Source organism: Salinibacterium sp. GXW1014, from assembly GCF_044769865.1.
Classification (GTDB): Bacteria; Actinomycetota; Actinomycetes; order Actinomycetales; family Microbacteriaceae; genus Homoserinimonas.
In genome coordinates, this window is sequence record NZ_JBIZWA010000001.1 from 1,618,860 (window position 1) to 1,644,246 (window position 25,387).

Annotated in this window: 20 protein-coding genes; 10 read left to right on the top strand and 10 right to left on the bottom strand. The window is 68.1% G+C overall.

Annotation, left to right across the window (positions count from 1 at the left end; genetic code table 11):
- Positions 1 to 68: 68 nt before the first annotated feature.
- From chvE (ACIQK7_RS08035) to ACIQK7_RS08055, 5 genes are all read left to right on the top strand, one after another.
- Positions 69 to 1,175: a multiple monosaccharide ABC transporter substrate-binding protein gene (gene chvE / locus ACIQK7_RS08035; RefSeq protein ID WP_403023067.1), complete on the top strand. Its 1,107-nt coding sequence runs from the start codon at positions 69 to 71 to the stop codon at positions 1,173 to 1,175.
- 76 nt (positions 1,176 to 1,251) lie between these two features.
- On the top strand, positions 1,252 to 2,361 hold the full coding sequence (gene chvE, locus ACIQK7_RS08040; protein WP_403023069.1) for a multiple monosaccharide ABC transporter substrate-binding protein: 1,110 nt from the start codon (positions 1,252 to 1,254) through the stop codon (positions 2,359 to 2,361).
- 76 nt (positions 2,362 to 2,437) lie between these two features.
- A complete protein-coding gene (gene mmsA / locus ACIQK7_RS08045; RefSeq protein ID WP_403023072.1) occupies positions 2,438 to 3,970 on the top strand; it encodes a multiple monosaccharide ABC transporter ATP-binding protein in 1,533 nt (510 codons plus the stop codon).
- Positions 3,971 to 5,281 (top strand): multiple monosaccharide ABC transporter permease, encoded by a 1,311-nt coding sequence (mmsB, locus tag ACIQK7_RS08050; protein WP_403023074.1) that lies wholly within the window; start codon positions 3,971 to 3,973, stop codon positions 5,279 to 5,281.
- 96 nt (positions 5,282 to 5,377) lie between these two features.
- A complete protein-coding gene (locus tag ACIQK7_RS08055; RefSeq protein ID WP_403023077.1) occupies positions 5,378 to 6,658 on the top strand; it encodes a multidrug effflux MFS transporter in 1,281 nt (426 codons plus the stop codon).
- A 15-nt stretch (positions 6,659 to 6,673) separates the two neighbouring features.
- Here the strand turns inward: ACIQK7_RS08055 and ACIQK7_RS08060 are convergent, their stop codons facing one another.
- The 5 genes from ACIQK7_RS08060 to ACIQK7_RS08080 all read right to left on the bottom strand — a co-directional run bounded on the left by ACIQK7_RS08060 (position 6,674) and on the right by ACIQK7_RS08080 (position 12,455).
- Positions 6,674 to 7,693, bottom strand: coding sequence for a LacI family DNA-binding transcriptional regulator (locus ACIQK7_RS08060; protein WP_403023080.1), 1,020 nt, complete (start codon positions 7,691 to 7,693; stop codon positions 6,674 to 6,676).
- Between the two features lie 64 nt (positions 7,694 to 7,757).
- Complete coding sequence (gene yjfF, locus ACIQK7_RS08065; protein WP_403023081.1) at positions 7,758 to 8,768, bottom strand: galactofuranose ABC transporter, permease protein YjfF; 1,011 nt, start codon at positions 8,766 to 8,768, stop codon at positions 7,758 to 7,760.
- Positions 8,765 to 9,829 carry an ABC transporter permease gene (locus ACIQK7_RS08070; protein WP_403023083.1) on the bottom strand — a complete coding sequence of 355 codons (1,065 nt, stop codon included), beginning with the start codon at positions 9,827 to 9,829 and terminating at the stop codon, positions 8,765 to 8,767. The genes yjfF and ACIQK7_RS08070 overlap by 4 nt, the downstream gene beginning before the upstream one ends.
- Positions 9,826 to 11,397: a sugar ABC transporter ATP-binding protein gene (locus ACIQK7_RS08075; protein WP_403023085.1), complete on the bottom strand. Its 1,572-nt coding sequence runs from the start codon at positions 11,395 to 11,397 to the stop codon at positions 9,826 to 9,828. The genes ACIQK7_RS08070 and ACIQK7_RS08075 overlap by 4 nt, the downstream gene beginning before the upstream one ends.
- 80 nt (positions 11,398 to 11,477) lie before the next feature.
- Positions 11,478 to 12,455: an ABC transporter substrate-binding protein gene (locus ACIQK7_RS08080; protein ID WP_403024012.1), complete on the bottom strand. Its 978-nt coding sequence runs from the start codon at positions 12,453 to 12,455 to the stop codon at positions 11,478 to 11,480.
- 362 nt (positions 12,456 to 12,817) lie between these two features.
- On the opposite strand from ACIQK7_RS08080, the gene ACIQK7_RS08085 reads away from it, so the two are divergent.
- The 4 genes from ACIQK7_RS08085 (at position 12,818) to ACIQK7_RS08100 (ending at position 17,069) form a co-directional block, all read left to right on the top strand.
- Positions 12,818 to 13,537: a hypothetical protein gene (locus tag ACIQK7_RS08085; RefSeq protein WP_403023087.1), complete on the top strand. Its 720-nt coding sequence runs from the start codon at positions 12,818 to 12,820 to the stop codon at positions 13,535 to 13,537.
- A gap of 223 nt (positions 13,538 to 13,760) precedes the next feature.
- Positions 13,761 to 15,266, top strand: a complete 1,506-nt coding sequence (locus tag ACIQK7_RS08090) for an alpha-N-arabinofuranosidase (protein WP_403023090.1) — start codon at positions 13,761 to 13,763, stop codon at positions 15,264 to 15,266.
- A gap of 79 nt (positions 15,267 to 15,345) precedes the next feature.
- Positions 15,346 to 15,834, top strand: a complete 489-nt coding sequence (locus ACIQK7_RS08095; RefSeq protein WP_403023093.1) for a CinA family protein — start codon at positions 15,346 to 15,348, stop codon at positions 15,832 to 15,834.
- Positions 15,831 to 17,069: a D-arabinono-1,4-lactone oxidase gene (locus tag ACIQK7_RS08100; protein WP_403023096.1), complete on the top strand. Its 1,239-nt coding sequence runs from the start codon at positions 15,831 to 15,833 to the stop codon at positions 17,067 to 17,069. The genes ACIQK7_RS08095 and ACIQK7_RS08100 overlap by 4 nt, the downstream gene beginning before the upstream one ends.
- Before the next feature lie 91 nt (positions 17,070 to 17,160).
- Here the strand turns inward: ACIQK7_RS08100 and ACIQK7_RS08105 are convergent, their stop codons facing one another.
- Positions 17,161 to 18,585, bottom strand: a complete 1,425-nt coding sequence (locus ACIQK7_RS08105; RefSeq protein WP_403023099.1) for a xylulokinase — start codon at positions 18,583 to 18,585, stop codon at positions 17,161 to 17,163.
- A gap of 110 nt (positions 18,586 to 18,695) precedes the next feature.
- Positions 18,696 to 19,886, bottom strand: coding sequence for a xylose isomerase (gene xylA / locus ACIQK7_RS08110; protein WP_403023102.1), 1,191 nt, complete (start codon positions 19,884 to 19,886; stop codon positions 18,696 to 18,698).
- Between the two features lie 113 nt (positions 19,887 to 19,999).
- On the opposite strand from xylA, the gene ACIQK7_RS08115 reads away from it, so the two are divergent.
- Positions 20,000 to 21,019 (top strand): LacI family DNA-binding transcriptional regulator, encoded by a 1,020-nt coding sequence (locus tag ACIQK7_RS08115; RefSeq protein WP_403023104.1) that lies wholly within the window; start codon positions 20,000 to 20,002, stop codon positions 21,017 to 21,019.
- An 80-nt stretch (positions 21,020 to 21,099) separates the two neighbouring features.
- On the opposite strand, the gene ACIQK7_RS08120 is transcribed toward ACIQK7_RS08115, so the two are convergent.
- From ACIQK7_RS08120 to ACIQK7_RS08130, 3 genes are read right to left on the bottom strand one after another with little or no spacing between them, the layout of a single operon-like run.
- Entirely contained in the window at positions 21,100 to 23,454 is a 2,355-nt protein-coding gene (locus ACIQK7_RS08120; protein ID WP_403023106.1) for a beta-glucosidase, read from the bottom strand.
- A gap of 13 nt (positions 23,455 to 23,467) precedes the next feature.
- A complete protein-coding gene (locus tag ACIQK7_RS08125) occupies positions 23,468 to 24,370 on the bottom strand; it encodes a carbohydrate ABC transporter permease (RefSeq protein WP_403023109.1) in 903 nt (300 codons plus the stop codon).
- Position 24,371: 1 nt separating this feature from the next.
- Positions 24,372 to 25,355: a carbohydrate ABC transporter permease gene (locus ACIQK7_RS08130; protein ID WP_403023111.1), complete on the bottom strand. Its 984-nt coding sequence runs from the start codon at positions 25,353 to 25,355 to the stop codon at positions 24,372 to 24,374.
- Positions 25,356 to 25,387: the final 32 nt, after the last annotated feature.

Sequence of the window (25,387 nt, forward strand, 5' to 3'; positions counted from 1 at the left end):
CACGAACAAAGACCAGCACCACTACAGGCACCATCCCAGCACCATCAACCACACTGGAAGGAAGCACTGTGAACAAGAGAAAGTACCTCGTCGGCATCGCCGCCGCGAGTGCGCTCGCGCTCGGTCTCAGCGGATGCGCGGGCGACCGCTCAGGAGGCGACGGTGGCGATGACGCCTCGGGCGCCCTCGTGGGCGTCTCGATGCCGAGCCAGCAGCTCGAACGTTGGATCGCGGACGGCAACAATGTGCAGGCAGAACTCGAGGAGCTCGGCTACCAGGTCGACCTGCAGTACGCGGCGGATGACACGGCAACGCAGATCTCGCAGCTCGAGAACATGATCACGAGCGGAGCGAAGGCGCTCATCATCGCCTCAATCGACGGCACGACGCTCACGAGCGTGCTCGAGCAGGCGGCGGCGCAGGACATCCCCGTCATCGCCTATGACCGACTCATCCTGGGCTCGGAGAACGTGGATTACTACACGACCTTCGACAACTTCCAGGTCGGCGTGCAGCAGGCGACCTCGCTCCTCACCGGCCTCGGCGTGCTCGACGAGAGCGGCGAGGACACCGGTGAGGCGGGGCCGTTCAACATCGAGCTCTTCGCGGGCAGCCCCGACGACAACAACGCGACGTTCTTCTGGGATGGCGCACGCTCCGTGCTTGACCCCTACATCGAGAGCGGCGTGCTCACCGTGCCCTCCGGCCAGCTCGACTTCGAGCAGGCGGCGACACCCGGATGGCTCGCCGAGAACGCGCAGGACCGCATGGAGAACCTGCTCACGATCATCGGCGACACGAAGCTCGACGCGGTGCTCTCGCCCAACGACGGCCTCGCATCCGGCATCATCGCGGCGCTCAGCTCGGGCGGCTACGCGGGTGACATCCCCGTCATCACCGGCCAGGACGCCGACGTCGGTGGCGTCAAGGCGATCATCGCGGGCGAGCAGTACTCCACGATCTTCAAGGACACGCGCCTCCTCGGCGCGCAGGCCGTGGAGATGGTTGACGCGCTCCTCAACGGTGAAGAGCCTGAGGTCAACGACACGGAGACCTATGACAACGGCACGAAGGTCGTGCCGTCGTTCCTGCTCGAGTCGCAGGTCGTGACGATCGACAACTACGAAGAGGTACTCATCGACGGCGGCTACTACGAGCCGTCCGACCTGGAGTAACCACGCACCACCCCTTCGGTCGGGGAACGCTCCTGGAGCGTTCCCCGACCGGGATCCAAGAGAAAAGGAAGACACAGTGAAGACCAACAAGTTGCTCACCGGCGTCGCCGCCGCGAGCGCGCTCGTGCTCACGCTCGCGGGCTGCTCCGGCGACCGCACCGGCGGTGGCGGAGACGGTGACACCGAAGGCGCCATCGTCGGCGTCTCGATGCCCACCCAGACCTCGGAGCGCTGGATCGCCGATGGTGACAACGTCGAGGCCGAACTCGAGGAGCTCGGCTACCAGGTCGACCTCCAGTACGCCAACGACGACATCCCAACGCAGCTCTCGCAGATCGAGAACATGATCTCGGGTGGCGCTGAGGCGCTCATCATCGCGGCCATCGACGGCACCGCGCTGACCGAGGTGCTCGAGCAGGCTGCGGCCCAGGAGATCCCCGTGATCTCCTACGACCGCCTCATCCTCGGCTCCGAGAACGTCGACTACTACACGACCTTCGACAACTTCGAGGTCGGCGTGCAGCAGGCGACCTCGCTCGTCACGGGCCTCGGACTGCTTGACGAGAACGGCGAGGAGACCGGCGAGACCGGCCCCTTCAACGTCGAGCTCTTCGCCGGCAGCCCCGACGACAACAACGCCACCTTCTTCTGGGACGGCGCCATGTCGGTGCTGGAGCCCTACATGGAGAGCGGCGTCATCACGGTTCCTTCGGGCCAGACCGAGTTCGAGCAGGCCGCCATCCTGCGCTGGGAGGCCTCGCGCGCCCAGGCCCGCATGGATGACCTGCTCACGATCATCGGCGGCACCAAGCTCGACGGTGTGCTCTCGCCCTACGACGGCCTCTCGATCGGCATCATCTCGGCGCTCACGGCCGGTGGCTACTCGGCCAGCGACCTGCCGATCGTGACCGGACAGGACGCTGAAGAGGGCTCGATCAAGTCGATCATCGCGGGCGAGCAGTACTCGACCATCTTCAAGGACACGCGCCTCCTGGGTGCGCAGGCCGTCGAGATGGTGGATGCTGTGCTCAATGACGAGGAGCCTGAGGTCAACGACACCGAGACCTACGACAACGGCGAAAGGGTCGTGCCGTCGTACCTGCTCGAGTCGCAGATCGTCACCGCCGACAACTACGTCGAGGTACTGATCGACAGCGGATACTACGACGAAGGCACCTTCGAGTAAGACACGCACCAGCCGGTGGGGCGCAGGGATGCGCCCCACCGGCATCCGTCACAACCACAACGAATAGAGGCAGGGAATGGTCGCCAACATTCTCGAGATGCGCAGCATCACCAAGACGTTCCCGGGCGTGAAAGCGCTGCAGGACGTCAACCTCTCCGTCGCCCGCGGTGAGATCCATGCGATCTGCGGCGAGAACGGGGCGGGCAAGTCCACCCTCATGAAGGTGCTCTCGGGTGTCTACCCGCACGGCACCTATGAGGGCGAGATTCTCTTCGAGGGCGAGCCGGTCAGCTTTCGCGACATCCGTGACAGCGAGAAGAGCGGCATCGTCATCATCCACCAGGAGCTCGCCCTGAGCCCCTACCTCTCGATCGCCGAGAATATCTTCCTCGGCAACGAGATCCAGCGCGGCGGCTTCATCGACTGGAACAAGACCAACCTCGAGGCCGCGAAACTGCTCGCGCGCGTCGGACTGAGCGACAATCCCACGACCAAGATCACCGACATCGGCGTCGGCAAACAGCAGCTCGTGGAGATCGCGAAGGCCCTGTCGAAGGAGGTCAAGCTCCTCATCCTCGATGAGCCCACGGCGGCGCTCAACGACGAGGACTCGGCCCACCTGCTCAGCCTCATCACGCACCTTCAGCAGCAGGGCATCACGTCGATCATCATCAGCCACAAGCTCAACGAGATCAAGGCGATCGCCGACAAGGTCACGATCATCCGTGACGGCCGCGCGATCGAGACGCTCGACATGAACAGCGACGAGATCTCTGAGAACCGCATCATCAAGGGGATGGTCGGCCGCGACCTCGAGCACCGCTACCCCGACCGCACCCCCAAGATCGGCGAGGAGATCTTCCGCGTCGAGGACTGGACCGTGCACCACCCGACCGAGCACGACCGCGTCGTGATCCACGGCGCCAACCTCACGGCGCGGGCCGGCGAGGTGGTCGGCATCGCGGGCCTCATGGGTGCCGGCCGCACGGAGCTCGCCATGAGCATCTTCGGCCGCTCTTACGGCTCCGGCATCTCGGGTCGCGTCTTCGTGCGCGGCAAGGAGGTCAAGGTGCGCACGGTCTCCGACGCGATCGACGCCGGCATCGCCTACGCAACCGAGGACCGAAAGCGTTACGGGCTCAACCTCATCGAGGACATCAAGCGCAACATCTCCGCGGCGGCGCTCGGCAAGCTCTCCAAGGGCGGCTGGGTCGACGACAACAAGGAGTACCTCGTCGCATCCGACTACCGCAAGAGCATGAACATCAAGGCGCCCTCCGTGGCATCCGTCACGGGTCAGCTGTCGGGTGGAAACCAGCAGAAGGTCGTGCTTTCGAAGTGGATGTTCTCCGACCCCGACGTGCTGATTCTCGACGAGCCGACGCGCGGCATCGACGTCGGCGCGAAGTACGAGATCTACACGATCATCAACAGGCTCGCGGCTGAGGGCAAGGCGGTCATCGTGATCTCCTCCGAGCTGCCGGAACTGCTGGGCATCTCCGACCGCATCTACGCGCTGTCGGAGGGGCACATCACGGGTGAGATGACGATCGCGGATGCCACACCAGAGGCACTCATGCAGTACATGACCAAAGAGAAGGAAAAGTAGATGAGCGTGCTCAAGGAATCGCTGGGCTTCCTCGCCAGCCGAATGCGCCAGATCGGTATCTTCATCGCGCTCATCGTGATCGTGGTGCTGTTCCAGATCCTCACGGATGGACGCCTGCTGACGGCCGGCAACGTGTCGAACATCATCGTGCAGAACAGCTACATCCTGATCCTCGCGATCGGCATGGTCATGGTCATCATCGCCGGCCACATCGACCTCTCCGTCGGTTCGGTCGCGGCGTTCGTCGGCGCCATGTCGGGCATCATGATCCAGGACTGGGGCGCGCCCTGGTGGGTCGCGATCATCGCCTCACTCGTGATCGGCGCGCTGGTCGGCGCATGGCAGGGCTTCTGGATCGCCTTCGTCGGCATCCCCGCCTTCATCGTGACGCTCGCGGGCATGCTGATCTTCCGAGGCCTCACGCAGATCGTGCTCGGCAATCAGCGCATCACGCCGTTCCCGAATGAGTACCGCCAGCTCGGTGGTGGCTACGTGTTCCCGCAGTTGTTCCCCGCGAGCTCCTCGCCCGCCGAGTGGATCACGGTCGGCCTCGGCATTCTCGCCCTCATCATGCTCATCGCATCGCAGGTCAAGGGGCGGATGTCGCGCGTCAAGCACGGCCTCGAGAGCGAGCCGCTCAGCTGGTTCGTCGCCAAGCTCGCGTTCACTGGCGTGCTCGTGATCGGCCTCACCTACCTGCTCGGCATCGCGCCCGGCTCGCGTGGAACCCCGATCGTGCTGATCGTGCTCGGCGCCCTCGTGGTGATCTACACGGCCGTCATGAACCGCAGCGTCTTCGGTCGCCACGTCTACGCTCGCGGTGGCAACCTGCACGCGGCGCAGCTCTCGGGCATCAAGACGCAGAAGGTCGACTTCTACCTGTTCGTCAACATGGGTGTGTTGGCGGCCCTCGCGGGGCTCGTCTTCACGGGTCGCCTCAACTCGGCCGGCCCCGGCGCGGGCAACCTGTTCGAGCTCGACGCCATCGCGGCAGCCTTCATCGGTGGTGCCGCCGTCACGGGTGGTATCGGTACCGTCACGGGCGCCATCACGGGTGGCCTCATCATGGGTGTGCTCAACAACGGCATGTCGCTCATGGGCGTCAGCACCGACTACCAGCAGTTCATCAAGGGCATGGTGCTCCTGCTCGCCGTCGCGTTCGACGTCTTCAACAAGCGTCGTTCGGGTGGCCGCCGTGCCGCCCCGAAGAACAAGACGGTGCTCGACCGGACCACGGGTGTGGCCACCGTCGAATCCGGCACACCGGATGCCATGAAGGCCGATACCAAGGCGGGCCCCGCGGGCGACTGACCCGCTGCTCGTCGCGATGCCGGCCGTCCCTCGGGGCGGCCGGCATCGTTGCTCCCGGGCGTTAGGCTTCTCCTCTGCCATCGATCAAGGAACCGTGTGAGCCAGACCAATTCCATCCCCGTCATCACGCCGGAAGACCTGCAAGACAAGCGTCCACATCCCGGTGACGCGCTCACCTCCCGCCAACGGCTGGTCTACGTGCTCGTGCTCGGCACGCTCACGGCCCTGGGCCCCTTCACGATCGACCTGTACCTGCCGGCGTTCCCGGCGCTCGAACGCGACCTGGGGGTCGGCGCGGCCGCCATCCAGCTCACGCTCACCGGCACGACCGTTGGCTTCGCCCTCGGCCAGCTCCTGGTGGGGCCGTGGAGCGACAAGGTCGGCCGCAGGCTTCCCCTCATCCTCGCGACGGCCGTGCACATCGCCGCGAGCGTCGGCGCGGCGCTCGCCCCCGACATCGCGTGGCTCGGCGTCTTCCGTGTGCTGCAGGGCTTCGGCGCGGCCGCCGGTGGGGTCGTCGCGATGGCGATGGTGCGCGACCTCTTCGGCGGCAAGCGGCTCGTCACGATGCTGTCGCGCCTCGCGCTCGTGAACGGCCTTGCCCCGATTCTCGCGCCCGTGATCGGTTCGCAGCTGCTGCTCATCACCGACTGGCGCGGCATCTTCTGGGTGCTGGCCGGCTACGCCGTGCTCGTTGTCGGCGCGGTGCTCCTGCTCATCACCGAGACACTGCCCGCATCCGCCCGCCGCGTGCCCGGTCACAGCACGATGCGATCCCGCTACCGCGCCCTCTTCACAGACCGGGTCTTCGTCGGGGCGGCGATCGTCGGAGCGATGAGCTTCACGGGCCTCTTTGCCTACCTCTCGAGCTCATCGTTCCTGTTCCAGGGCGTCTACGGTTTCAGCCCGCAACAGTATGGGCTGCTGTTCGGCATCAACTCGGTGGGCGTCGTGCTCGGCGTGCAGACGAGCTCACGCCTCATGGCCCGCCTCGGCGTCGGCCCGCAGTGGGTGCTCGTCGGCGTCACCAGCGTGCAGCTCGCGATGGCGATCACGATCATGTCGCTCGACCAGGCGGGTGCCGGGCTTTGGGGCACGCTCATCCCGCTGTGGTTCTACATCACGGCCTGCGGGTTCGGCTTTCCCGCCGTGCAGGTGCTCGCGCTTGCGCACCACGGCAGGGAGGCCGGCACCGCGGCATCCCTCCTCGGCGCCCTCAACTTCGGCACCGCGGGGCTCATCTCGCCACTCGTCGGCCTCATGGGGGTCGCGACGGCGACGCCCATGGCCGTCGTCATGGGTGGCGCGGCGGTGCTCGGCGTCGTGGTCGTGTGGGCTGTCGTGCGACCACGCTCGGTGCCGCCGCTCGAGGACTGAGCGAGCCGCCGCGGCTCAGGCGTGCAGTGGCGCGGTGGAATGACGCAGCACGAGGCCCGGCACGTGGGGAGCCTGCGCATCCGGGAGGTCGCCGTCGTCGAGCAGCTCGAGCAGCCTCGTCATGATGTCGCCCCCAAGGCCCGCGAAATCCTGGTGCATGGTCGTGAGCGGGGGAGTGAAGAAGGCAGCCTCGGGGATGTCGTCAAAGCCGATCACGCTGACATCCTCGGGAACACGGATGCCTCGCTCCTTGAGCGCGAACATCGCGCCCAGTGCCATCTGATCGTTGCCGCCCACGATCGCCGTGAAGCCCCGGGATGCCGCAAGCTGGAGCCCGATCTCGTAGCCGCTTCGCGGGGTCCAGTCGCCCTCGAGCGGCGCGTGGGCAACGAGGCCGGCGTGCGAGAGTGCGGCGCGCCAGCCGCGCTCACGCTCCGTGGCATCCATCGAATGCTGTGGCCCCGCGAGATGCACGATCTCCCGATGGCCGAGGTCGATGAGGTGCTGCGTCGCGAGACGGGCGCCCTCGAACTGGTCGATCGACACACTGTGAAAGCCGGGGCGGGCGCTGCTGTCGACCGCCACGAGCGGCACACCGAGGTCGAGGCCCTGGATCGCGTCGAGCGCGCCGCGATGGGCGGCGATGAGCACCATGGCCTCGATGCTCTGCGAGAGCAGTGTCTCGACGGCGGCGCGCATCGAGACGGGGTCGGCCTGCAGCATGCTCGTGATGCTGATGGTGTAGCGCGCGCTGCGGGAAGCCTCCGTGAGGGCCTGCAGCGTCGCGGATGGCCCATAGTCGGGGCTGCCCGTCGTGATGACCCCGATCGTGCGGGAACGGCGGGTGACGAGAGCGCGCGCATTCGTGCTCGGACGGTAGCGCAGCTGCCGGATCGCATCTTCGACCCGCTTGCGCGTCGCGGGGCGCACGCTCGGGTGGTCGTTCACGACGCGGGAGACGGTCTGGTGCGACACCCCCGCGAGCCGAGCGACGTCGAAGATATTGGCGGCCCGCGCCTTGTCTTCACCGCTCACTCGTGCACGCCCCCAGCATCCGCCCTTCTTGAATTATGCCCGTCCATTGCGCCGATGACCGTTCTCAGCGTCGGCGGGCGGTGAGGATGCGCTGCAGGATGATGAAGAGCAGCAGCAGGCCGCCGATCACGATCTTTGTCCACCACGAGCTGAGCGTGCCGTCGAAGCTGATGATGGTCTGGATCGTGCCGAGCACGAGCACGCCGAGAAGCGAGCCCAGCACGAAGCCGTAGCCGCCCGTGAGCAGCGTGCCGCCGATGACGACGGCGGCGATCGCCTCGAGTTCCATGCCGACGGCCGTCAGGCTGTACCCGGAGAGCGTGTAGAGGCTGAAGAGGATGCCGGCGATGCCCGAGCAGAAGCCGCTGATGACGTAGACGAGCACCTTGGTGCGCACGACCGGGAGCCCCATGAGGTGCGCTGAGGCACCGCCATCGCCGATCGCGTAGACCGTGCGGCCCGTGCGCGTGAAGTGCAGCACGATGAAGGCGATCACGACGACCGCGACCGCGATGATGACGGTCGGCGTGATGCTGAGGCGGTCGGCGAGCGGGATGCGGGTCTGCGCGAGCCCGACGAAGAACGGGTCGGTGATCGAGATGGAGTCGAGGCTGATGACGTAGCAGAGCCCCCTCGCGAGGAACATCGCGGCGAGCGTCGCGATGAAGGGTTGGATATCGAAGTAGTGGATGACGAGGCCCACCAGCAGGCCGAGGGTCGAGGTCGCGAGCAGCACGACCACGATGACGGCGACCGGGCTCCAGCCGTCGCGCAACAGGGTCGCCGTGATCATGGTCGAGAGTGCCACGACCGCGCCCACTGACAGGTCGATGCCGCCCGTGAGGATCACGAAGGTCATGCCGACCGCGAGCACGATGAGGAAGGCGTTGTCGATGAAGAGGTTCATGACGACCTGGCCCGAGGCGAAGCCGCGGTATCGGCTGGCTCCCACGGCGAACATCGCGACCAGCAACACGAGCGTCACGAGCACCGAGGTGTAGCGCGACGACGGGATGAGGCGCGCCAGGCGACTGCGGGTCGAGAACGCCTTCACGGGAGGGAGGGTCGTGGTCATGACGCCACCGCCTTTGCTGTCGCTGGGGTCGTGATCCTCGTGCGTCGGCGCATCCGTTCCCGCATTGCGGGGGATTGCAGCAGGCAGACGGCAATCACGACGAGGGCCTTGAACACGAGCGTGATCTCGGGGGCGATGCCGACCGTGTAGACCGTTGTCGTGAGGGTCTGGATGATGAAGGCGCCCACGAGCGTGCCCGTGAGCGAGTACCGACCGCCCATGAGCGAGGTGCCGCCGATCACGACCGCGAGGATCGCATCCATCTCGATCCAGAGGCCCGCGTTGTTGGCGTCGGCCGCCGTGACGTTGGAACTGATCATGAGGCCAGCGACACCAGCGCAGAGGCCGCTGAAGACGTAGACGGTCCAGGTGATGCTGCGGGCACGCACCCCCGCGAGCCGGCTTGCCGCCGGGTTGATGCCGACCGACTCGATGAGAAGGCCGAGCGCGGTGCGACGGGTGAGGAGCGCCGCAACGAGGAACATGCCGCCCGCGATGATGATGGAGGCCGGCAGGCCGAGCCAGTAGCCGCCGCCGATGACCTTGTAGGCGGGGCTCGAGACCGTAATGATCTGGCCCTCTGTGATGAGCATCGCAATGCCGCGGCCCGCCGTCATGAGGATGAGCGTGGCGATGATGGGCTGGATGCCAAGGGCTGCCACCAGCAGGCCGTTCCACGCCCCGAGCAGCAGGGAGAAGCCGAGGGCGATGGCGACGGCGGTCACGACCGACGCTACGCTGCCGGGGTCTGGCGAGTCGGCGATGATCGTGCAGGCGAGGGCGCCGGCGATCGCCACGACCGCGCCGACCGAGAGGTCGATGCCCCGGGTCGCGATCACGACCGTCATGCCGAGCGCGACGAGCAGCGTGGGTGCGCCATTGCGAAGGATGTCGATGAGGCTGCCGAAGAGGTGCCCGTCGTGCACTCGGATGGCGAGGAACGACGGCGACACGATGACGTTGAGGGCGAAGAGCGCGAGCAGGGTCACGACCGGCCAGAAGAGGCGGCTGTGCAGTGCTCGGCTCGCGAGGCCCTGGCCGCCGGGCTGCGCGCCGCTCATGCCCCGGCTCCCACGGTCGTGGCGACGGCATCCGTGTCGTCTTCGGAACCACTCGCGATGAGGGTCATGATCTCGCCGACCGTCACGTCTTCATTCACGAAGTCGGCGACCTTGCGGCGGTCGCGCATGACGGCGACGCGGTGGCTGAGGCGCAGCACCTCCTCGAGCTCTGCCGAGATGAAGACGACCGACATGCCCTCCTCGGCGAGGTTGGCGACGAGTCGCTGGATCTCGGCCTTCGCGCCCACGTCGATCCCTCGCGTCGGCTCGTCGAGGATCAGGAGCCGCGGCGCGACCGCGAGCCATCTCGCGAGGAGCACCTTCTGCTGGTTGCCCCCGCTCAGGTTGCGCACGAGCGCGTCGGGATCGGCCGGGCGGATGCCGAGGGCCGAGATGTAGCTCGTCGCCAGTTCGTCTCGCCTGCGCTTCGGGATCGGGCGGAACCAGCCGCGGTCGCTCTGCAGCGCCAGGACGATGTTGTCGCGCACCGTCAGGTCGTCGACGATGCCCTCACGCTTGCGGTCTTCGCTCGAGTAGGCGATGCGCCGCTTGAGGGCTGCTCGGGGGGAGCGGAAGCGGCGTTGGCTGCCTGCGACCGTCAGGGTTCCCGTCTCGGCGCGGTCGGCACCCGTGAGGAGTCGCGCGAGTTCGGTGCGGCCGGAGCCGAGGAGGCCCGCGAGACCGACGACCTCTCCCTGCTGGATTGCGAGTGAGGTGGGCTCGATCGAACCCTTGCGGCCGATCTCGTGCGCCGCGAGGTATGGCGCACTCCCCGCGGAGTCAGTGCTGTCGAGCGATTTCGAACGGGTCTCGAGTCGCTCCAGCAACTCGATGTCCTTGCCGATCATCTTGTGCACAAGCTCGATGCGAAGGATCTCCTCGGTGCGGTATTCGCCGACGAGCGCTCCATTGCGCAGCACCGTGAGCCGGTCGGCGATCTCGTAGACCTGGTCGAGGAAGTGGCTCACGAAGAGGATTGCGACGCCGTCGTCCTTGAGTCGGCGGATGACCCGGAAGAGCTCAGCCACCTCATCCGCATCGAGGCTTGAGGTTGGTTCATCGAGGATCAGCACCTTGGCGCGGATGTCGATGGCCCGAGCGATCGCGACGAGCTGCTGCACCGCGAGCGAGTGCGAGCTGAGGGGGGAGGCGGGGTCGATGTCGAGGTTGAGCCCCGCGAGCACCTCCGCCGCGCGTTGCCGCGTCGCCGACCAGTCGATCAGGCCGAAGCGGCGGGGTTCCCGCCCGAGCATGATGTTCTCGGCGACCGAGAGGTTGGAGAGCAGGTTGACCTCTTGGTAGACCGTGCTGATTCCGGCATCCTGCGCCTGCGCCGGGCCGTTCACGCTGAGCGGCTCGCCCGCGAGCACGATGGTGCCGGAATCGATGGGGTAGACGCCGGTCAGCGCCTTGATGAGGGTGGACTTGCCCGCGCCGTTCTCGCCCATGAGCGAATGGACCTCGCCGGGGAACATGCGAAAGCTCACCGAATCGAGCGCCTTCACGCCGGGGAAGCTGATCGAGATGTCTCGCATCTCCACGACGGGGGCAGTGCTGGTCTCGCTCATGTCTCTCCTCATTGAGAAAACTCGGGCGTCCTTTCAGAATTCAGGAAGGCAGGCCTTCCTGAATTCTGAAAGGATCGCGCTTAGTACTGCCGGTTGGGCAGGGCCTCGGCGGCCTGCTCCTGCGTGAACGTCGTCTCCTCCGTCACGATGCGCTTCTCGACATCCTCGCCCGCGACGACCTTCTGCACGATCTCGACCAACTGGTCGCCGAGGAGCGGCGAGCACTCCACGATGAAGTTGATCTTGCCATCGACGAGGGCCTGCATGCCGTCCTTGACCGCGTCGACCGTGACGATCTTGATGTCCTCGCCCGGAACCAGTCCGGCCGCCTCGATCGCCTCGATCGCGCCGAGGCCCATGTCATCGTTGTGGGCGTAGACGAGGTCGATGTCGGGGTTCGACTTGAGGAAGGCCTCCATGACCTGCTTTCCGCCGGCCCTCGTGAAGTCGCCCGTCTGCGAGGCGACGACCTCGAACTTCGGGTCCGTCACGACGTTGCGGAATCCCTCGGCGCGGTCATTGGCGGGAGCCGCACCCGTCGTGCCCTGCAGCTCGACAATGTTGACCTGGTCGGCGTCGGCGAACTCGCTGTTGACCCACTCGCCAGCCCGCTCGCCCTCGAGGACGAAGTCTGAGCCGAGGAACGAGACAAAGAGCGACTCATCCTCCGAGTCGACCGCGCGGTCGGTCAGCACGACGGGGATGCCGGCGTCCTTGGCCTCCTTGAGCACGGTGTCCCAGCCGGACTCGACGACGGGGGAGAACGCGATCACGTCGACCTGCTGCTGGATGTAGCTGCGGATCGCCTTGATCTGGTTCTCCTGCTTCTGCTGGGCGTCGGAGAACTTGAGCTCGATGCCCGCCTCCTCGAAGGCGCGCTTGATGTCGGTCGTGTTGGCGGTGCGCCATCCGCTCTCGGCGCCGACCTGCGCGAAGCCGACGACGATGTCCTCGCTGCCGCCCTCCCCGCCCTGTGCGCCCGAGCCGCCGTCTCCGGCGCAGCCGGTGAGTGCAATGAGCATGGCGGCAGTGGCGGCCACACCCGTGAATTTCTTGATCAACCCAAACTCCCTTGTTCAGTGATCCCGCGGTGTCGAGTGGTGCGGGCGACATCCGGGTGTCCAGCTCGTTCTGGATGACAGAATGTTAGCGTTCACATTGCGGGGCGGCAATGGTCAGTTGTCACGGATCGATAACGGGCAGAAAGCGCGGCGAGCGGGAGGGTTGGAGCGCACCGTCGCCCGATGTGAGGGTTCTCATAGCGTGTGTCATGGCCCGTGGAGCCGGTGCGCCTGCGATGCGGGTGGCGCAGGCGGCTTGCGCAGCCCGGGGCATCCGTCCGCAGGTGATTTCGGCCGACACGCCGTCCACCTGCCCCGTCGCCCGGCCCGCCTGCCCGATTCTCCTCTTGACTGTCAGCATGAGCATCCCTCGCGAGCACTCACTTGACCATCCGCGCCTCGGCGGCACGCTCATCCTGAGCGCGGGCGTCGCGCTCTTCGGATGCTGGTTCACCGGGCTGTACGCCATCACCGGCACCGCGTGGGTCGGCGCAGGGATCGCTATTGTCGCGCTCATTGCGGCGGTCGTCGGAGTGGCGCTGCTCTTCAGCCGGAGGCCGCGGGCTGCTGGGGTGCAGGTGGATGAGCGGATGCTCGGGCGCGGGCAGCGCGTCGTGCTCGGTGCCGTGGCATCCGCTGCCCTCCTCGTGGTGGTCGCCCTCGGTTTCCTTGACGGCTACGTGTGGATGCCCGAGGCGCTCATGCCGGGGATGACGGCCGCTGAGATCCGAGCGTGCATGGGGTACGCGGGGGAGCTCAATGGAGCGCTCATGATGTTGCGGATCTGGACGGTGTGCTGGGGCCTCGCGGCGCTTGCCCCGTTGGTGCTCGGCCTGATCGGGCCGGCATGGCTCACCGCCCGACGGATGCTCCTGGTCACGTTGGGAATCGTCGCCGCTGCGATCTTCTTCCAGTGGATGGGCACCTTCGCGATGGGCATGGGCGTCGCCGACACCTTCGGCACGAGCGGCGGCCAGTCGCCGTTCTGGGTGTTCTACTCGCTACTGGGGCAGGCGTCGCTCATCGCCGCCATCGCCCTGTGGCTGCGGCCCTGGACTGGCGGCCCGGGGGTCCCGTAGCGGAACGGCGTCAGCCGTTATGCGTGCACGGATGCCGCGTAACTTCGGAGATTCGGCGACACGCCGCCCGCGGCATCCGCTCGTCGCGGTGTGTCGCCGAATCTCCGAAGTTGCACCGGTTCCCGGCGGGGAGCGCCATGCGGATCGCGACTCGCCCGAGGTGCGCCGCGACAGCGGTGGTGTGTGACACAACACTGGGTACAGGAGACAGAAGGAGCGGATATTGGCCAAGGCAACACTCGTCATTGACCGATCGGCGTTCGTCACCCGCATCAACCGGCGCATCTTCGGCTCCTTCGTCGAGCATCTCGGCCGCTGCGTCTACGACGGCATCTATGAGCCGGACCACGCAACCGCGAACGAAGATGGCTTCCGAGCCGATGTCATCGAGCTGGTCAAGGAACTCGGCACCACGACCATCCGTTATCCCGGCGGCAACTTCGTCTCGGGATACCGCTGGGAAGACGGCATCGGTCCGCGCGACCAGCGGCCGGTGCGCCGCGACCTCGCCTGGCACTCGCTTGAGACCAACCAGGTCGGCATCGACGAGTTCGCGCGCTGGGCCAAACTCACCGGCAGCGAGATCATGATGGCCGTCAACCTCGGCACTCGGGGCGTGCTCGAGGCCCTCGACCTGCTTGAGTACGCCAACCACCCCTCGGGCACTCGTCTGAGCGACCTGCGCATCGCCAACGGGGCAGAGGATCCCTACGACATCCGCATGTGGTGCCTCGGCAACGAGATGGACGGCCCCTGGCAGGTCGGCGCCATGAGCGCCGACGACTACGGCAAGCTCGCTGCGCGAACCGCCGCGGCCATGAAGATGGCCCAGAAAGACCTCGAGTTGGTCGTCTGTGGCAGCTCCGGTTCGATGATGCCGACCTTCGGCGAATGGGAGCGGGTCGTGCTCGAGCATGCCTACGACCACGTCGACTACGTCTCGTGCCACGCCTACTACCAGGAGCGAGGCGGCGACCTCGGCAGCTACCTCGCTAGTTCGCTCGACATGGAGTACTTCATCTCGACCGTCGTCGCGACCGCCGACCACGTCAAGCACAAGAAGCGCTCCGACAAGACCATCCAGCTCAGCTTCGACGAGTGGAACATCTGGTACCTCGACGAGCACCGCGAGAGCGACGAGGTCAGCGAGACCGAGTGGCCCATCGCGCCACGCCAGCTCGAGGACGTCTATTCGGTCGCCGACGCTGTCGTGCTCGGCAACCTGTTGATCACCCTGCTGAAGCACCACGACCGCGTCACGAGCGCATCCCTCGCCCAGCTTGTCAACGTGATCGCCCCCATCATGACCGAGCCGGGCGGAGACGTCTGGCGGCAGACCACCTTCTTCCCCTTCTCGGTGACATCACGGATGGCGCGGGGCAGCGTCATCCGGCCCTCCATCGACTCCGACCGCTACGACACCGCCTTCTACGGAGAAGCGGATGTCGTCGACTCGGTCGCGACGGTCGATGACGACGGCACGGCATCCGTCTTCCTCGTGAACCGCAGCACGAGCGAACCGGCCACCATCACGATCGACGTGCGCGACCTCGGCGTGAACCGGGTGACCGAGACGCAGCTCTTGCACGACGACGACGTCTATGCGAAGAACACGCTCGCCCAGCAGCAGCGTGTCAGGCTCAGGTCGATCGAGGACGTGACCCTCGACGGCGGCATCCTCACCGTCACCCTCCCGCCCGTGTCGTGGGCTGCGGTCGGCCTGGAGTGATCAGGCCCATCACATGGGCCGAGGGATGGCCGAGCGTTGGCTGGGAACCTGACGCGGGCGGGCAGTGAAGACTGGGGTCATGCCGATGGATCATGACGACGAGATCAAGGGACTTGTGCGCCGCGTGGGAGAGGCGGTGGGATCCCGCACGGTCGCATGCGCCGAATCGCTGACGGCGGGACAGATCGCGACCGCGCTCGGCGCGGGGGAGTCGTCGTCGGAGTGGTTCCGCGGCGGTGTCGTCGCCTACCAGCGTGAGACCAAATACCGGGTGCTCGGCGTGACGCCGGGGCCCGTCGTGAGCGAGAGCGCGGCGGCCGAGATGGCGCGCGGGGTGGCCGAGGCGACCGGCGCCGACCTGGCGGTCGCCGTGACGGGCGTTGGCGGGCCAGACGAGCAGGACGGCCAGCCCGTCGGCACCGTCTTCATCGGCATCTTCGGGCCGGATGGCGAGCGCGTCGAGCCATACCTTTTCGAAGGCCAACCCGTCGAGATTGTGCGGGCGACCGTTGTGCAGGCACTCCTCCTGCTCGCGGAGACGATCGACGCAGGCTCGCGCCCCACATGAGCCACAACTGGGCGGGCAACCTGCGCTACGCGGCGACGCGGCTGCACGAACCTTCGACCGTCGACGAGGTGAGGCGCCTCGTTGACGGGTCCGAGCGCATCCGTGCCCTCGGCACACGCCACTCCTTCAACACCGTGGCCGACACGCGGCACGAGCTCCTCTCGACCGCATCACTCGTGGGCCCGGTCACGATGGATGCCGACGCGCGCACCGTCACCGTGCCCGCGGGCATGCGCTACGGCGACCTTGCGCAGGCCCTCGAGGCATCCGGGTGGGCCCTCGCGAATCTTGCCTCGCTCCCGCACATCTCGGTCGGGGGTGCGGTCGCAACGGGTACGCATGGCTCCGGTGACCGCACCGGCAGCCTTGCCTCCGCCGTCGCCGCGCTCGACCTCGTGACGGCCGATGGCTCACTCCTCACGCTTCGCCGCGGCGAGCCCGACTTCGACGGCGCCGTCGTGTCGCTCGGGGCGCTCGGCATCGTGACCGCCGTCACCCTCGACATCGAGCCCAGCTACGCGATCGAACAGCACGTCATCGAACGGATGCCGCTGGCCGCCGCCCTCGACGACCTCGACGCCGTGACATCCGCCGCCTACAGCGTGAGCCTCTTCACGACCTGGCAGGACCCCGACACGATCGGCCAGGCATGGTTCAAGCGCAGGCCCGAACGTGACGCGCCCCTGCCCGCCTTCGGTGGGGTGCCGGCCGACGGGGAACGGCATCCGCTGCCCGGAATCTCACCCGTGAACTGCACCCCGCAACTTGGTGCGCCGGGACGCTGGCTCGACCGGCTGCCGCACTTCAGGCTCGCGTTCACGCCCTCCAACGGCGACGAGCTGCAGAGCGAATACCTCGTGCCCCGCGTGCACGCCGCCGACGCGATCCGAGCCATCCGCAACCTCGATTCGCGTATCGCGCCGCTCCTGCAGGTCGCCGAGATGCGCACGGTTGCCGCCGACGAGCTGTGGCTGAGCCCGGCCTACGGATGCGACGTGCTCGGCCTGCACTTCACGTGGCAGCCGCGCCAGATCGAGGTTGAGGCGCTGCTGCCGACGCTCGAGGATGCCCTCGCGCCCTACGCTCCGCGCCCGCACTGGGGCAAGCTCTTCTCGGCGGGCGACGTGTCGTCGCGCTACCCCCGCGCGGCCGACTTCGCGGCGCTGCGGGCCAGGCTCGACCCCTCCGGCAAGTTCGGCAACAAGTTCCTCGAGCGGCACCTGCCCCGCGACTGACGCCTCCCCAACCCGATGAGAGGCCAAACTTTCGGCTTCCCGGGGCGCGTTGGCCGAAAGTTTGGCCACTCGGGGCCGGGGCGCTCGTGCCTCAGACTGCGTGCGCCGCGGCATCCCGCGCCCGCGCGTAGCGCTCGCGGATCTCGGGGCGATGGTCGACCTCAAGCTCGCTCGCCATCGCGACGGGCCACTCGGGACGTGCACCGGTCAGCGCCCACGCGGCCTGCCGCGCCATGCCGTCGGCGACGTACTCGCCCGCGACGGGCACCGTGACCGGCACCCCGAAGACCTGCGCCGCGACCGCCTGCACGGCCGGGTTGCCGGCCGCGCCGCCGATGAGCAGCACGCGCTCCGCCGTGACGCCCTGCGCGAGCACGGCGTCGAGCCCGTCGGCGAGGCCGCACAGCATGCCCTCGATGGCCGCGCGGGCGAGAGCGGGCCGTGTTGTCGTGGCAAGCGTGAGGCCGCTCAGCGTCGCTGTCGCATTCGGCAGGTTGGGGGTGCGCTCGCCCTCGAACCAGGGCACGAGCACGGGCCCGGATGCCGCATCCGCCTGCAGCGCGAGGGCCCCGAGTTCCGCGTGGTCGACGCCGAGCAGCCCGGCGATCGCGTCGAGCACGCGCGCGGCGTTGAGGGTGGCGACGAGGGGGAGGAACTCGCCCGTGGCATCCGCGAAGCCCGCCACCGTGCCGGTCTCGTCGGCGACGGCCGTGGGGGAGACGGCGAAGACCGTGCCGCTCGTGCCGAGCGAGACGACGACGTCGCCGGGGCGTGCGTCGAGGCCGAGCGCAGCGGCGGCGTTGTCGCCAGCGCCGGCACCCAGCAGGAGCGACTCGGGCAACGGAAACCCCGGAACCTGCGCCGCCACCGGCCGCGATTCGTGCGCGGCGAGCACGGTGGGGAGCGTGATTCCTGAGTTTCCGAGAGCCGCCGCCAGCAGCTCGCGGTCGTAGTCGCCGCGTGCCGTATCGAAGTAGCCCGTGCCACTCGCGTCGGAGCGGTCGGTCACGAGCTCGTGGAGCTCCGGGTTGTCGGGCCCGAAACCGCGCAGGCGCCACGTCAGCCAGTCGTGCGGGAGCGCCACCGCCGCGACCCGCGCCGCGTTCTCCGGCTCGGCATCCCGCAGCCAGCGCAGCTTGGTCGACGTGAAGGAGGCGACCGGCACACTGCCCGTGCGCGCCGCGAGTTCGGCATCGCCGAGTTCCGAGCGCAGGGCGAGGGCGGCGTCGGCGCTGCGGGTGTCGTTCCAGAGCAGGGCGGGGCGGATGACGCGGCCCCCGGCGTCGAGCGCCACGAGGCCGTGCTGCTGGCCGCCGATCGAGATTGCCGCGACATCCGCGAGGCCACCGGCCGCCGTGATGGCCTGCCGCAGGGCAAGCCACCAGGCTTCAGGATCGACCTCTGTGCCGTCGGGGTGTGGCGCGCGCCCGTAGCGTTTCAGCGCCCCCGTCTCGGCGTCACGGATGACGACCTTGCAGCTCTGGGTCGACGAGTCGACTCCTGCGACGAGTGGCATGTCCGCCCTTTCTGCACTTCGGATGCCTGAGGTGTGCCAAATGGTTGTCCCCCGCCTCTGGGAACAGCCATTTGGCCACTCTCACGGCTGGATCACTGGTGGAGGAACCGTTAGCGCGCGCCCATGAGGTGCTCGGTCGCGAGCTGCTGGAGGCGCACGAAGCCGAACCCGCGGCCGTTGAAGTAAGCCTCGGCGTCGAAGTCCTCGAAGGCGCTGCGGTCGGCGATGAGGTCGTCATAGCTCTCGCCCGAACCAAGGGTCGGCTGCGCGAGCTCGGTCACGCGTGCGGCCTCGAGTGCCTCCTGCACCTCGGGGTCGGCGCGGAACGCAGCCGCGCGCTCCTTGAGCAGGAGGTAGGTGCGCATGTTGGCCGCGGCGGACTCCCAGACGCCCGTCTCGTCTTCGGTGCGGGAGGGCTTGTAGTCGAAATGGCGGGGGCCGTCATAGGCAGGGCCGCCGCCCGGACCACCGTTCTCCAGCAGGTCGACGAGAGCGAAGGCGTTGTGCAGGTCGCCGTGGCCGAAGACGAGGTCCTGGTCGTACTTGATGCCGCGCTGGCCGTTGAGATCGATGTGGAAGAGCTTGCCGCAGTCGAGCGCCTGGGCGATGCCGGCCGCGAAGTTGAGGCCGGCCATCTGCTCGTGCCCGACCTCGGGGTTGACGCCGACGAGCTCTGGCCGCTCGAGCGTGTTGATGAACGCGATCGCGTGCCCGACGGTGGGCAGCAGGATGTCGCCGCGGGGCTCGTTGGGCTTCGGCTCGATCGCGAAGCGGATGTCGTAGCCCTTGTCGGTCACGTAGTCGCCGAGCAGGTTGACGGCCTCGCGATACCGCGACAGTGCGGCATGGATGTCCTTGGCGGAGTCGTACTCGGCTCCCTCGCGGCCACCCCACATGACGAAGGTCTTGGCGCCGAGCTCGGCGGCGAGGTCGACGTTGCGCAGCACCTTGCGGAGGGCGAAGCGGCGCACGGCGCGGTCGTTGGAGGTGAAGCCGCCGTCCTTGAAGACGGGGGCGGAGAAGAGGTTGGTCGTGACCATGGGCACGATGATCCCCGTGTCGGCGAGCACCTGCTTGAGGCGGTCGATCTGGGTCTGGCGCTCGGCATCCGTCGATCCGAAGGCGAAGAGGTCGTCGTCGTGGAAGGTGAGGCCGTAGGCGCCGAGTTCCTTGAGCTTCTCGACGACGTGCACGACGTCGAGCGGGGCGCGGGTGGGGCCGCCGAAGGGGTCTGCCCCGTTGTAGCCGACGGTCCAGAGGCCGAAGGAGAACTTGTCCGCGGGGGTGGGCGTCGTTGCCATTGCTGCTCCTCAGTCGAGAATTGTTGTGCTTCCAAACTTATCGCACGGCGCGCGGAGTTTCCACTGGATCGAGACTTTCGAAGAATTCGCCGAAACTCCAGTATCGTGTCGACATGTCAACACCCTCCGCGGCGCGCGTCACGCTCGCCGAGCTCGCGGCCGAGGCCGGGGTCTCCATTGCGACCGCCTCGAAAGTGCTCAACGGACGAGCGGATGTCGCGGCCTCCACCAGGCGCCGCGTCGAGACGCTCCTCGACCAGCACGGCTATCAACGCCGCCAGGGCGCGCAGTCGTCGTCGCGGCTCGTGGAGCTCGTCTTTCACGAGCTGGAGTCCGCGTGGTCGATGGAGGTCATCCGCGGGGTCGAGGATGTCGCGAGCCAGCATGGCATGAGCGTCGTGCTCACCGAGAGCGGCACCCGGCACGCGCCCGGCGATGACTGGCTGGAGGGCGTGCTGGGCCGGCGCCCCGTCGCGGTCGTGCTCGTGTTCTCCGACCTGCCTGAGGCGATGCGGGCCGCGCTGCGCACCCGCTCGATCCCCTTCGTGATCGTCGACCCGGCGGGCGACCCCTCACCGGAGGTGCCGGCCGTCGGCAGTGCGAACTGGGCCGGGGGCCTCGCCGCGGTGCGTCACCTGATTGACCTGGGACACAAGCGGATCGCGGCGATCACGGGCCCCGAGGACATGATGTGTTCACTCGCCCGCATCGACGGCTATCGCTCGGCCATGAACGCGGCCGGCCTGCCGGTGAAGGAGGAGTGGATCCGCTTCGGCGACTTCCACCGCTCAGGCGGTGCGCGTCACGCGGCCGACCTGTTGGCGCTGCCTGAGCCGCCGACCGCCATCTTCGCCGGGAGCGACCTCCAGGCGCTCGGCGTGCTCGAGACGGCCCGGTCGCTCGGCCTCCGGGTGCCCGACGACCTCTCGCTCGTCGGCTACGACGACATCCCGCTCGCCAACTGGGTGAGCCCACGCCTGACCACCGTGCACCAGCCTCTCCGCCAGATGGGCAGCGAGGCGACGCGTCTCGCGATCAGGCTGGCCGAGGGTCCCATCGTCGGTGGTACCCCGCGCATGGACCTGGCGACGAGTCTCGTCGTGCGCGAGAGCACGGCTCCGCTGCTCGACTGACAGGCCTGTGCGGGCCCGGCAGCGCCAGTGTGCTCTCGGGTGCACACCGCTCTACCAGGCCCGCATTGGCCCGCCCGGTGTCATCGGGTGCCGGGCGGGCTCACCTCCACCCGCGGCTGGAGTGCGCGGGTGTGGTCGACGACCCGCACGGCGCCCGTGAGGGTCACGCGCTGGGTCAGGGGGATGTCGCCAGCCGAGCGTCCGAAGCCGAGTTCGATCGCGCCCGGCTCGACGATGCGTGCGCCGTCCCGTCCGGGGAAGGAGGCGAGGTCGGCCGGCACAGTGAAGGCGACGCGGGCGGTCTGGCCCGCATCCAGCTCCACTCGGGCGTAGCCGATGAGTCGCTGCACGGGCCGCACGACGCTCGCGACGGGGTCGTGCAGGTACAGCTGCACGACGTCGGCGCCGGCTCGGGCCCCGGTGTTGGTGACGTCGATCGACACCGTGACCGAGGCATCCGTCGCAATTGAAGCAGCGGATGCCTCAAGTGCGCTCCATTCGAAGCTCGAGTAGCCGAGGCCGTGCCCGAACCAGAAGGCGGGGGTGGGGTCGATGTTGGAGACCCCGCTGGGCCGGGCGAGGGGCGAGGCGAGGTAGGTCGTCGGCTGCGCGCCCGGCTGGGCGGGCACACTGACGGGGAGTCGACCGCTGGGGTTGATGCGCCCGCTGAGCACGCCGGCGATGGCGGGGGTGCCCTCCTCACCGGGGAAGAACGACTGCACGATCGCGGCCGCTCGCGACACGGCTGAGCCGAGCGCATAGGGGCGACCCGCGAGCAGCGTCACGACGGTGGGCGTGCCGCTGTCGAGCACGGCGTCGACGAGCGCCTGCTGTGCTCCCGGCAGCTCGAGCGAGGGGGCGTCGCAGCCCTCGCCGCTCGTGCCCCGGCCGAAGAGGCCGGCCCTGTCGCCCAGGGCAAGGATCACGATGTCGGCGTTGCGCGCGGCCTCGACCGCGGCGGCGATGCCATCGGTCTCGCCGCCGTCAACGCTCGTGCCCTCCGCGTGCTCGATCTCGGCATCCGGGAACTCTGCCCGCAGGGAGTCGAGCAGGGTCGGCAACTCGATGCCGATGGGGAACTCCGGATGCCGAACGCCCACGTGGCTCGGGAAGGAATAGCAGCCGAGCACCGCGTAGGGGTCGTGCGCGTTCGGCCCGATGACGGCGATGCGCTTCGGGGCGGCGAGGGGCAGCACGCCGTCGTTGCGGAGGAGCACGATGGCCCGCTCCGCGAGGTCCCGCGCGAGCGCGCGGTTCTCGCTTGAGTCGAGGTCGACGCTGCCGCGCTGCACCCCGTCGGATGCCTGCAGCGCGGGAGGAACGGGGTTCCAGTCGGCGTCGAGCATGCCGAGCTCGAGCTTCTGCAGCAGCACACGCCGCAGCGCGCGATCGACGAGCGCCTCGGGCACGGTGCCCTCACGCACGGCCTCGACGAGCGGTGCGCCGAAGGTCTTGACGGTGGGGAGCTCGACGTCGATGCCGGCCTCGAGCGCCTGGGCCGCGGCATCCGCCCAGCCCTCGGCATGGCCGTGCAGGGTCGCAAGGAATGCGATCGCGAAGTAGTCGGCGACGACGGTGCCCTCGAAGCCCCAGGTGTCGCGCAGGAGCTCCGTGAGAAGGCTGCGGTCGGCGGCCGAGGCGACGCCGTCGATGTCGGTGTACGCGTTCATGACGCTGCGCACCCCGCTCTCACGGATCGCCATCTCGAACGGTGGCAGCAACACCTCGGCAAGCTCGCGCTGCCCCACCGAGACGGGGGCGAGGTTGCGGCCCGCGCGCGAGGCCGAATAGCCGACGAAGTGCTTGAGCGTCGCGACGACGCCGGTCGACTCGATGCCCTGCACGTAGGCGGTCGCGATCGTGCCGACCAGGTAGGGGTCTTCGCCGATCGTCTCCTCGACTCGGCCCCAGCGGGCGTCGCGCACGACATCGAGCACGGGGGCGAGGCCCTGGTGGATGCCGACCGAGCGCATGTCCGCCCCGATGCGCGCGGCCATGCGACGCACGAGGTCGGGGTCGAAGCTCGCGCCCCACGAGAGCGGCACGGGGTAGGCGGTCGCGCCCCACGCCGCGAAGCCCGCGAGGCACTCCTCGTGCGCGAGGGCCGGGATGCCGAGGCGGCTCGCGGAGACGATGCGCTCCTGCGTGCGCTGCAGCGAGAGGGCGCCGAGTGCGGGGTCGACGGGGGCCGTGCCGAAGGGTCGCGTGAGCTGGCCGAGCCCGAGCGGGAGCAGCGCATCCAGGTCGACGTCGCCGTCGGACATGTCGTGCTGGTGGGGAGCGACCTCGCCACCCTCATCCGAGGCCCCCACCCACACGCCGTAGAGCTGCGCGATCTTCTCCTCGAGCGTCATCTCGGCCATGAGCGCTGCGACGCGCTCCGCGGGGTCGACAGTGGTGTCGCGCCACAGGGGCACAGTCGTGGTGTCAGTCATTGCGGTGGTTCCTTTATCCCTTGACAGCGCCCGTGAGGCCGCCGACGATGCGCTTCTCCGCGAAGAGGAAGAACGCGAGTGCTGGCAGCATCGAGAGCGAGGTGTATGCGAGCACGGCGCCCGTGTCGGCCGAGTACTGGGTCGAGTACTGCTGCACGCCGAGTGGCAGCGTCCAGAGGTCCTGTGGCATGCCGCCGGCGGCCATGAGGAGGAGCGGCAGCAGGTAGGCGTTCCAGCTGTTCACGAAGGCGAGCACCCCAACCGTGATGAGTCCGGGGCCGGCGAGGGGCAGCATGATGCGCCAGAAGAAGCCGATGCGGCTCGCCCCGTCGATCGCCGCGGCCTCCTCCAGCTCATTGGGGATCGCTCGCAGGAAGGGTACGAGGATGATGATGGTCGTCGGCAGGGCGAAGGCGACCTGCGGAATGATCAGGCCGGGGAAGGTGCCGTGCAGGCCGATGTCGCGCAGCATGATGCTGAGCGGCAGCGCGGCCACCGTGACGGGGAACATCAGGCCAGCCGCGAACAGGGCGTAGAGGCCGCCGCGGCCGCGGAAGGTGTAGCGGGCGATGACGAACGCCGCCATGACGCCGAGGATCACGACGCCCGCGGTCGTGCCGATCGCGACCAGGCTCGACGAGAACACGGAGCCCCAGAACCGGTTCGAGGTCAGCACGTTGAGGTAGCTGTCGATGGTCCACGGGTCGGGCCAGCCAGCGGGGTTCGCGTTGATGTCGGCCGTGCGCCGGAAGCCGCCGATCCATACATAGGCGACGGGACCGACGGATGCCGCGATCACCGTGAGTGCGACGACGTAGACCCACACCTGGCCGAGGTTGAAGGGCTTCTTCTTGGCGTTGAGGGGTGCAGCGGGAGCCGGCCGGGGTTGCGTGCTTGTCTGCGTGAGGGTTGTCATGTCAGCGCACTCCGCTCGTGATGGCGCCGGCGAGATCGCGGCGCATGGCGAATCGTTGGTAGACGAGGGCCACGATGAGTGAGATGACGAAGAGGATCACGGCGATTGCGCTGCCGTAGCCGTACTGGCCCTGGCCGTACTGGATCATGTAGACGGCCATCGTGTTGGTCGCTCCGACGGGCCCACCCTTGGTCGTGACCCAGACCATGTCGAAGAGCTGCAGCGAGCCGATCATCGAGAGGAAGATCCAGATGCGGATCGTGGGCCCGAGCAGGGGGAGCGTGATGCGCCACTGCGTCTGCCACCAGCTGGCGCCGTCGATCGCGGCGGCCTCGTGCAGTTCCTCCGGCACGCCCTGGAGCCCCGCGAGCATGAGCAGGATTGCGAAGCCCAGGTACTTCCAGGTCAGGATGCCGAACATCACCCAGAGGGCGGTATCAGGGTCGGCGAGCCAGGGCTTGGCGAGGTGGCCGAGCCCGATGCCCTCGAGCATGGCGTTGATCCCGCCGCGGGGTGAGAGCAGCAGCTTCCACGAAAGACCGGCGACGACCTCTGCGAGCACGTAGGGAACGAAGATGAGGGCGCGGATGAGCCCGCGCCCGCGCATGTGGCGGTTGAGGAGCAGGGCGACCGCGATTGCGAGTGGCCCCTGCACGAGGATCGAGGCGATGACGATGGTCGCGTTGTTGCCGATCGCCTTGACGAAGAGGGGATCGGAGAAGGCCCGCACGTAGTTGTCGAGGCCGATGAAGCGGTCGAGTGGCCCGAGGCCGTTCCAGTTGTAGAGGCTGTAGACCGCCGCGAGCGCGACGGGCACGATCACGAAGGAGATGAAGACGAGCAGTGCTGGGCCGGCGAAGAGGGCGATCTCGAGCCATTTGCGGCCGTTGTTCCCTCCCGGCTTGCGGCGTGGTGCCCGAGTCTGGGTCTTGGCGGGCCCCGTGTCACTCGCGACGGGCGGGGGAGCAGCTTGCGTTACGGTCATCTCTCACTCCGTTGGGAGAAACGGCGGGGCCT